This is a genomic window from Agrobacterium sp. NPDC090283 (assembly GCF_044769685.1).
Classification (GTDB): Bacteria; Pseudomonadota; Alphaproteobacteria; order Rhizobiales; family Rhizobiaceae; genus Agrobacterium.
Window position 1 is genome coordinate 413970 of record NZ_JBIVYG010000003.1, and the last position, 6970, is coordinate 420939.

General features: G+C 60.7%; 6 protein-coding genes. 4 read left to right on the top strand and 2 right to left on the bottom strand.

The window, feature by feature from the left end; translation table 11 throughout:
* The first annotated feature begins 2 nt into the window (after positions 1–2).
* Positions 3–1004, top strand: coding sequence for a serine hydrolase domain-containing protein (locus ACIQUH_RS07545; RefSeq protein WP_400813436.1), 1002 nt, complete (start codon positions 3–5; stop codon positions 1002–1004).
* Between the two features lie 5 nt (positions 1005–1009).
* Here the strand turns inward: ACIQUH_RS07545 and ACIQUH_RS07550 are convergent, their stop codons facing one another.
* On the bottom strand, positions 1010–1360 hold the full coding sequence (locus tag ACIQUH_RS07550) for a lysozyme inhibitor LprI family protein (RefSeq protein WP_400813437.1): 351 nt from the start codon (positions 1358–1360) through the stop codon (positions 1010–1012).
* A gap of 174 nt (positions 1361–1534) precedes the next feature.
* Between ACIQUH_RS07550 and ACIQUH_RS07555 the strand changes: the two genes are divergently transcribed.
* Positions 1535–2941, top strand: coding sequence for a DegQ family serine endoprotease (locus ACIQUH_RS07555; protein ID WP_400813438.1), 1407 nt, complete (start codon positions 1535–1537; stop codon positions 2939–2941).
* On the top strand, positions 2938–4254 hold the full coding sequence (locus ACIQUH_RS07560; protein ID WP_400813439.1) for a replication-associated recombination protein A: 1317 nt from the start codon (positions 2938–2940) through the stop codon (positions 4252–4254). Before ACIQUH_RS07555 ends, ACIQUH_RS07560 begins: the two co-directional genes overlap by 4 nt.
* A 112-nt stretch (positions 4255–4366) precedes the next feature.
* Here ACIQUH_RS07560 and ACIQUH_RS07565 read toward each other — a convergent pair whose 3' ends face one another.
* Positions 4367–4681 (bottom strand): DUF1883 domain-containing protein, encoded by a 315-nt coding sequence (locus tag ACIQUH_RS07565; RefSeq protein ID WP_400813440.1) that lies wholly within the window; start codon positions 4679–4681, stop codon positions 4367–4369.
* A gap of 241 nt (positions 4682–4922) precedes the next feature.
* Here ACIQUH_RS07565 and ACIQUH_RS07570 point away from each other — a divergent pair, with 241 nt between their 5' ends.
* Entirely contained in the window at positions 4923–6737 is a 1815-nt protein-coding gene (locus tag ACIQUH_RS07570; RefSeq protein ID WP_400813442.1) for a methyl-accepting chemotaxis protein, read from the top strand.
* Positions 6738–6970: the final 233 nt, after the last annotated feature.

Sequence of the window (6970 nt, forward strand, 5' to 3'; positions counted from 1 at the left end):
TCATGAAAAGACGAACCGCACTCGCCGTCATCGCTTCCCTGCCTTTTGCCCGGCTTGCCGACGCGCAAAGCTCGGGCAATGGCATCCGTTTCGATCCGTTGCTGAGGGATGCGGATGCGTTTTCCAGCCTCAAGGCCGTCATCATCAGCATCGATGGTGGGGAGGTCGCGAGCCGGGCCTATCACGGCGCCAGTTTGAACGGCTCCACCAATATCAAGTCGGCGTCTAAATCGATCATTTCGGCGCTCGTCGGCATGGCCATCGATCGCAAGATTCTCGAAGGCGCCGACCAGCCGATTGCGACCGTTCTGCGCGGCGATTTTCCGCAAAAGCCCGATCCCAGGCTGGAACGGATCACTGTCGGCAATCTGCTTTCCATGCAGTCTGGCCTTGAGCGCATGTCCGGGCCGAATTACGGCCGCTGGGTCGCCAGCCGCAACTGGGTGAGAATGGCGCTGGGTTCCGGCTTTGCCGGGGAGCCGGGCGGCGGCATGCTTTATTCTACCGGTTCCACGCATCTGCTTTCGGCGATCCTGACAAAAGCTTCGGGCCGTTCGACGCTGTCGCTTGCGCGCGACTGGTTCCGTCCGCTCGAAGGATTTTCCATCGGCGGCTGGGAGCGCGATCCGCAGGGCATCTATCTCGGCGGTAACCAGATGGCGATGACGGCGCGGTCTTTGCTGGCCTTCGGAGAGCTTTACCGCCTGGGTGGCGTGACACCCGGCGGTGAGCGGTTGATTTCGCAGGGCTGGATCGACGAGTCATGGCGGCAGCGAACAAATTCCGTCTTTAACGGCGACGGCTATGGCTATTGCTGGTTCATCAAGGAGATGGCGGGTGAGACGGTTTATTATGCCTGGGGCTATGGCGGACAGATGCTCTATATCGTGCCCGCCAGACGGCTATCGGTCGTGATGACCTCTCGCGAGGACGCACCTTCCGCCCGAACCGGTTATCGCGACCAGCTGCATGGCCTTATGGAGAATATCATCCGCGCGGTGTGAGGAGGTCAGAGCGGCCGATTGATACTCTGGAACGCCTCTCCGAGACGTTTCATGCGTTCCTCGTAGGCACTGGTAAGGCAGGCAACATCCGCTGCACATTCCTGGCGTTTCTTCAGCCACTGGCTCTGCTCGTCGCGCAGCGTGTCGCGTGCGCCCATGGCCATCAACTGGGTAAGGATGTCGAAGGTGGTGGCCATCTTCACATCCTGATCGTTCAGCGCGCGGTTGTCGCAGATGGTCTTTTCATCCGCGGCCAGATCGGTCTTTGCGCAATCGAAGCTCGCCGCACTGGCCAGCGAAACAAAAGAGGGGGCGAGGAGGATGCCGCAGGCAAGGAGGATCGGTTTCAGATGCATGGGTCGTCTCTTTTAACGGAAAGTCAGATGCCGGTGAAACCGAAAAGGGGCGCTGTTGGTTCCAATGGCGCCAGCGTATCCATGCCTGGAAAAGGACGGCCATCATCTTGCCGCTCTTTGCTTTACAGGCTTTGGCGTTATAACTCCATCATACTGATGACGATGAGGAATCACATGCGAAGCGTGTTGAAGTATCTGTCCACCGGCTTTCTCGCCGCACTCATTCTCCTGCCCGTGGGTGCTGCCGCGCAGGATAACAGGACCGTGCCGTCGAGCCACACGGAAATGCAGCTTTCCTTCGCGCCGCTGGTCAAGCGCACCGCAGGCGCGGTGGTGAATGTCTATGCCGAGCGCGTCGTGCAGCGGCGTCTGTCGCCCTTTGCCGGTGATCCTTTCTTCGAGCAGTTCTTCGGCCAGCAGATGCCGAACCGCACGGAAAAGCAGTCGTCGCTCGGCTCCGGCGTGATCGTGACCGCCGGCGGCCTCGTGGTGACCAACAATCACGTCATCGACGGTGCTGACGACATCAAGGTGGCGCTGGCGGATGGGCGCGAGTTCTCCTCCAAGGTGTTGCTGAAAGATGACCGCGTCGATCTCGCCATTCTGCAGATCGATGCGAAGGAGCAGTTCCCGGTGCTGTCGCTCGGCAATTCCGATGCGATTGAAGTGGGCGATCTGGTGCTGGCCATCGGCAACCCCTTCGGTGTCGGCCAGACGGTGACGAGCGGCATCGTCTCGGGTCTGGCGCGCAACCAGGTGACAAAGGGTGATTTCGGCTTCTTTATCCAGACCGACGCCTCCATCAATCCCGGTAATTCCGGCGGCGCGCTGATGAACATGGCGGGTGAGCTGATCGGTATCAATACGGCTATCTTTTCCAAGGGCGGCGGCTCGAATGGTATCGGTTTCGCCATTCCGGCCAATCTGGTCCGGGTTTTCGTGGCTGCCGCCGAGCGCGGTGACGCGAACTTCCAGCGGCCCTATATCGGCGCGACTTTCGATCCCGTGACTTCGGATGTCGCCGAAGCGCTTGGCCTGCACCGCGCCCGTGGCGCGCTTGTCGTCAGCGTTGTCAAGGGAGGGCCGGCCGAAAAGGCGGGCATCGAGCCCGGACAGGTCGTTACCGCCGTCAATGGTTTTGAGGTGGAACATCCGGATGCGCTGGGTTATCGCCTGACGACCGCCGGCATCGGCAAATCCGCCGAACTGACTGTCATGGACAAGGGTAAAGAGGAGAAGCTGACCATCGCGCTCGATACGGCGCCGGAGACCGCACCGCGCGATGAACGCCTGATCGAGGGCCGCAACCCCTTCGCCGGCGCGACTGTCGCCAATCTTTCACCCAAGCTTGCCGATGAATTGCGCATGCCCTCGCAGGTGACGGGCGTTGTCATCACCGATGTGAAGCGCGGTTCCCCGGCCTATCGTGTCGGTTTCCAGCCGAAGGACGTGATCCTGTCGCTGAATGGTGAGGATATCGGCTCGACGGCTGCGGTCGAGAAGGCGCTGGACGATAATCCCGGCTTCTGGCGGGTGGAAATCCTGCGTGACGGGCAGCGCATCCGGCAGTTCCTGCGATGAGCGACGATCTCTTCGCCCCGCAAGTGCCCGTGGAGGTCGCCAACCGGCGGCCTCTCGCCGATCGCCTGCGTCCGAAAACGCTGGCGGAGGTGAGCGGGCAGCCGCATCTGACGGGCGAGGAGGGCGTTCTGCGCCGCATGATCGACAGCGGCTCACTGGGATCCATGATCTTCTGGGGGCCGCCCGGCACCGGCAAGACAACGGTTGCCCGCCTGCTTTCCGGCGAGGCGGGGCTTGCCTTCGAACAGATCTCGGCGATCTTTTCCGGTGTCGCCGATCTCAAGAAGGTTTTTGAAGCGGCGCGCACAAGGCGGATGAATGGCCGGCAGACGCTGCTTTTCGTAGACGAGATTCATCGCTTCAACCGCGCCCAGCAGGACAGCTTCCTGCCTGTCATGGAGGATGGCACCATTATTCTGGTGGGCGCCACTACCGAAAACCCGTCCTTCGAGCTCAATGCCGCTCTGTTGTCGCGGGCGCGTGTGTTGACATTCCGCTCGCATGACGAGGAAAGCCTGAGCGAGCTTCTGAAGCGCGCCGAAGAGGCGGAGGGCAAGCCCCTGCCGCTGACGGAAGAGGCGCGGGCGAGCCTGATCCGCATGGCCGATGGCGATGGCCGTGCCGTGCTGACCCTTGCCGAAGAGGTCTGGCGCGCGGCGCGGAAAGACGAGACCTTCGATACCGAAGGGCTGACGCGTATCGTGCAGCGCCGCGCCCCGGTTTACGACAAGAGCCAGGACGGCCACTACAATCTCATTTCCGCGCTGCATAAGTCCGTGCGCGGTTCGGACCCGGATGCCGCACTTTATTATCTTGCCCGCATGTTCGATGCCGGTGAAGACCCGCTTTATCTCGGGCGGCGGCTGGTGCGCATGGCGGTGGAGGATATCGGCCTTGCCGACCCACAGGCGCTGGCGGTCTGCAACGCCGCCAAGGATGCCTATGATTATCTCGGTTCGCCGGAGGGCGAGCTGGCGCTGGCGCAGGCCTGCGTTTATCTCGCCACTGCGCCGAAATCGAACGCCCTCTATACCGCCTTCAAGTCGGCGATGCGGGCGGCCAAGGAAAACGGCTCGCTGGTGCCGCCGAAACATATTCTGAATGCGCCGACCAAGCTCATGAAGGGCGAGGGTTATGGCGATGGTTACCGTTACGATCATGACGAGCCGGACGCCTTTTCCGGGCAGGATTATTTCCCCGAAAAAATGGGGCGCACGACCTTTTACGATCCGCCAGACCGGGGTTTCGAAAGGGAAATCCGCAAGCGTCTGGACTGGTGGGCGAAGCTGCGTCGCGAGCGGGGATCGCGCTAGGTTTTAGGCGGCTTGATCCGAAAACCGTATTGCGGCCGATCTTGAGAAAAAGATTCAGGGTGCTGGCAAAAAGAGTCGCGAAACCGCGATAACTCGCTGTTTTTAAAGGAAATCAGGATGCCTTGCGATGGGGTGCCGCCTGCGGCTGCGCGGGCAGCATCTTGACCGAGGATTCGGCGAGACCGCTATGGCCTTCGGCATCGATCACCAGATGCCAGTGCAATGTTTCGGGAATGGCGATGCGGATCGGCGATTTTTTCGCGACGCCGCCGAGATATTTGAAATCCAGCAATTCGGTGAAACGCTGGAAATTCGCGCCCGTCATCAGCCGGACATTGTTGACGGCCGACAGGGATATTTCAATGACCGTGCCTGCCCGCAATTCCTTCAGGTCATAATGCGTATAGCGGAAATTCGGCCGGGCCATCGCGCGCCTCCCTGTAAAGTATTTCGGTCAAAGAGGATAGGAGCCACACGGTTAACGGTGTCTTTAAATGCCACCGGCCGGTTTGAAAATTCATGGTTGTTGTGCCTGTCCGGAATGGTGTCGCCATGAAGGACGGGCATATAAGAATAATACCAACGTATAATATGTGTATTTAATAATAATAAATTTTTTGCCTTTAACATCGGCTGGTCGAAGTGCATCAGCGACGTTGAGGGGGAACATGAAAAACGTAACAATATCTATGCGCCTTTATGCGCTGGTCGCATTGTTTCTGGCAATACTGGCCGCGGCCCTGACATTCAGCCTGTTTGAAAGCTACCATGAAATGGAGCGCGAACGGAAAGCCGGGCTTGCGGCAATGAACGAAACCGCTGTTGCCATTCTCGATCAATATTACCGGCTGGAGCAGGGCGGAAGCCTGACGCGGGAGGCGGCGCAACAGCAGGCCAAGACGACCATTGCGGCCATGCGCTACGGCAATGGCAGCGGCTATTTCTGGATCAACGACATGCATCCCAAAATGGTGATGCATCCGATCAAGCCGGAAATGAACGGCACGGACCTTACCGCCAACAAGGACCCGAACGGCAAGGCGCTGTTCGTCGAGTTCGTGAACACGGTCAAGGCAAGCGGCAAGGGCTTTGTCGATTATTACTGGCCGAAGCCCGGTGCGCCGGAGCCGGTCGAGAAATTTTCCCATGTCGCCGGTTTCGCCCCCTGGGGCTGGATTGTCGGCACCGGTGTTTATGTTGACGATCTTGAAGCGGTGTTCTGGCGCGACGTTTATTTTACTGGCGGTCTGTGCATCGCCGCAGGCCTTCTGGTTGTCGGCGTGGCTGCAGCCGTCGTGCGCAGCGTAACGCGGCCGATCGACCTTATCCGCCAAAGCATGCGGCGGATCGCCGATGGGGACGGCGCGGCGGATATCCAGTTCGCCGACCGGCGCAATGAAATCGGCGCGATTGCCAAGACGCTGCTGGTATTGCGCGACAGCGTCAATGAGCGCAGCGCGCTGCAGGCCCGCGAGGCGGATCAGCAGCGGGCGCTGGAGGCGGAGCGGCACGGTAACGAGATGGTTCTGCGCTCCGCATCCGAGCGGCAGGCGCATGCCATGGAGCAACTGGGCAATGCGCTTGAAGCGCTTGCCAATGGCGATCTGACCATTTCACTCAGAGATATTGGCGCGGATTACGAGAAGCTGCGCATGGACTTCAACCGTGCCGTCGGTGCGCTGCACGGTGCGATCGAGGCGATTGCCAGAACCGGCCATGTGGTCAATGACAGCGCCTCCGACATCAGCGGCGCGACCGGCAATCTTTCCCGCCGCACCGAACAGCAGGCGGCGGCTCTGGAGGAGACGGCGGCCGCGCTGGACGAGATTACCGCCACGGTGCGCACCGCTTCCGAGCGTGCCAACGAAGCCCGGCAGATGGTGCAGGACACGAAAACCAGCGCCGGCCGCTCGGGCGAGATCGTCCGCAATGCCGTCGAAGCCATGGGTCGTATCGAGGAATCTTCGAAACGCATCGGCCAGATCATCTCGGTCATCGATGAAATCGCTTTCCAGACCAATCTTCTGGCGCTGAATGCCGGTGTGGAAGCGGCGCGTGCGGGCGAGGCCGGGCGTGGTTTTGCGGTGGTGGCGCAGGAGGTTCGCGAACTGGCGCAACGTTCCGCCAATGCGGCCAAGGAAATCAAGACCCTCATCAATCGTTCGGCGGAAGAGGTCGGCGGCGGTGTCGCACTCGTGCGCTCGACGGGCGATGCGCTGGATGAGATCGTGGCGCTGGTCAACCGCGTCGACGGCCACGTCAACTCCATCGCCACGGCCGCGCGCGAGCAGGCGACCGGCCTGCAGGAGATCAACACCTCCGTCAACCACATGGACCAGATGACACAGCAGAATGCCGCCATGGTGGAAGAAACGACGGCGGCCAGCCAGACGCTCGCCGAGGAAAGCCGCCAGCTGCGCTCGCTGCTTTCGCGTTTCGAACTTGGACAGGGCGCCGGGCGCGAGGTTTCGCGGGCGGCTTGATTTGATCCGTTTGGGATAAGCGGAGGGCGCGGCTTTGGCCGCGCCCTTGGACAGATGAGACGCTTTTCCAGCACTCGACGTCATCCTCGGGCTTGACCCGAGGATCCAGAGCCGCGCGAGGAGTGGATCCTCGGGTCGAGTGTACAGCCCTGATACATAGTTGACAGATGTTCGGAGACATCCGTGACAGCTTTGCCTTTGTGGCAGAGGAGGTCGGGATGGCTTGGCGGGAG